The organism is Streptomyces hirsutus (genome assembly GCF_001418415.1).
Classification (GTDB): domain Bacteria; phylum Actinomycetota; class Actinomycetes; order Streptomycetales; family Streptomycetaceae; genus Streptomyces; species Streptomyces hirsutus.
The window spans coordinates 1-1,794 of the sequence record NZ_LIQT01000115.1 but is presented as its reverse complement, the minus strand read 5'-3'; the positions used below and the strand labels follow the sequence as shown (position 1 = coordinate 1,794).

Here is a 1,794-nt window from a genome sequence, read left to right as displayed (position 1 = left end):
GGCCGTGCACGGCCCGCTGCCGGTACACGCCTTTGCCCCGTGGAGGGCGGGGCGCTTGGTGCCGGGGCGCAGCGGGAAGACGTGCCAGCCGCGGGCGGCGGCGTCCAGCGCCGCGCGCAGCAGCGCGGTACGGGTGTCGTGGGTCATGCTGCGCTCCGGTTGGTGAGCAGCGTTTGGCGCTGGGTGGGGATGGCGGCCAAAACGTGGGTGCGCCAGTGCAGGGCGTATTCCAGGCAGTTGGCGCAGTTCTTGTGCGGGTGGCCGGACAGCGGGGGCCGCTTGCGGGCGTGGTAGCTCCAGGCGGCGGAGTCCGCGGACGCCAGCAGGTGCCCGACCCGTTCCAGACCGAGGATCTTGAATCCGAAGCCGTGCAGCTTCAGCCCGTGGGCGGCCATCGCGGTCACGATGGCGGCGCCCTGGCGGGTGGATTGCAGGCGGCACACCGAGCCGAGACCCACGGTGGGTTCCTGGTGCAGGTTGACGCCGGCCCGCTCGTACAGCTCCACGCACCGCTCGTACTCCGGGACCGTGCTGCCCTGCAGGACGGGGGCGATGCGCAGGTCCGGGGCGAGGGAGCGCAGTTCCAGGAAGTTGGCGACGGTGCGCCGCTGATGCTCCGCGACGCTCAGGTGGGTGCCGACGAACACGTTCGGCCCGGCGGTGCCGCCGTGGATGATCAGGTCCTCGCACATCCAGTCCTGGGGTGCGGCCCAGTCGTAGGGGCCGACGCATTCCCAGATGCGCCGCAGGTCCTGGACGTACTGGCGCGGGGTGCGGGTCCAGGTGCCGTGGCGCTGGAGCTCCGAGAAGCCGCCGGAGTCGACCGCGTACGGCCCGAGCGCGGGGTAGAGCTTGGCCGCGGCGGTGAAGTGCTCGGATTTGAGGAACAGCGGCACGTCGGTGAGCTTGACCCAGTGCCGTTTGTGGGTGGTCAGGTAGAACCGCATCCCGCCCGCGGCGGGAGCTCCCGCGGGTAAGGCTCGCCGGATGATGGTGGGTTGGGTCATGCTGGGAGACCTCCAACAGGTCTGTTGCGGACTGGTTGGGCAGGGCGGCCCCGTGATCTGGCGAGACGGGGGGCCGCCCTTGCGTTGCCGAGGACGCTCGGACGAACGTGGCAATTCGGGGGGGGCGAGTGGCCATGGAATGGACGACGTTGGTCAGCACTGTTGTTGGCGGCGGCATCGCCACGGTGTCGGCAACGGCAGTTGAGTACTGGCGGTGGAAGCGGCAGCGGACCGACCAGAACACGGAGAGCAGACGTGCCCTATATGGTTCGTACCTCGCGGTCCTGGCCAAGGCACGGCATGCGTGCGGTGTTCTGGCACGCGAAACGGACTTGCCGTCAACGCAACGAAGGAGGGTCGCCTGGGACGCCTTCGAGCCGTGCATCAGCCTTCGCTACGAACTGGCGATCACCGCGCCGTCATGGGTCGTGACCCCAGCGGAGAACACGTTTCGCAGGCTCCGCGAGGTGCGTGACGCTGTCGCAAGAGGTGCAACACCGGACAGCGATGAATACGCGCAGCTTCGAAGGGCTTACGACGAAGCTCATCTGTCCCTGCGGAGCGCTATGAGGCGGGATCTAGGTGCCGAGCCCTAGCCGTGGAAGTGGTTGCGCTTGATGATGGCCTTGCGGATGTTCACCGTCGTGCCGCCCCGGTGACTGCCCGAGCCGAGCACCTGGACGGCGATCCATCCGCCGAAGATGACGGCGGCCAGGGTGATGAGCTGGGTGATGAACGCGGTGAGTGCGGCGATGAACGAGGTGAGCAGCAGCAGCCCGCCGCACAC

General features: G+C 68.7%; 2 protein-coding genes and 1 pseudogene. All 3 read right to left on the bottom strand.

Features of this window, described 5'->3' with window-relative positions:
* Positions 1–147, bottom strand: a 147-nt coding sequence (locus AOK11_RS44660) for a bifunctional DNA primase/polymerase (RefSeq protein WP_240497278.1), incomplete at its 3' end; no start/stop codon positions are given.
* Positions 144–1,007, bottom strand: coding sequence for a deazapurine DNA modification protein DpdA family protein (locus tag AOK11_RS09655; RefSeq protein ID WP_240497277.1), 864 nt, complete (start codon positions 1,005–1,007; stop codon positions 144–146). The genes AOK11_RS44660 and AOK11_RS09655, both read right to left, overlap by 4 nt.
* Positions 1,008–1,599: 592 nt before the next feature.
* A pseudogene (locus AOK11_RS09650) lies at positions 1,600–1,794 on the bottom strand (hypothetical protein); the annotation flags it as partial.

What these genes read in the sequence shown, in the direction of transcription:
- AOK11_RS09655 (WP_240497277.1), bottom strand. Translation starts at nt 1,007, where the DNA reads ATGACCCAACCCACCATCATCCGGCGAGCCTTACCCGCGGGAGCTCCC.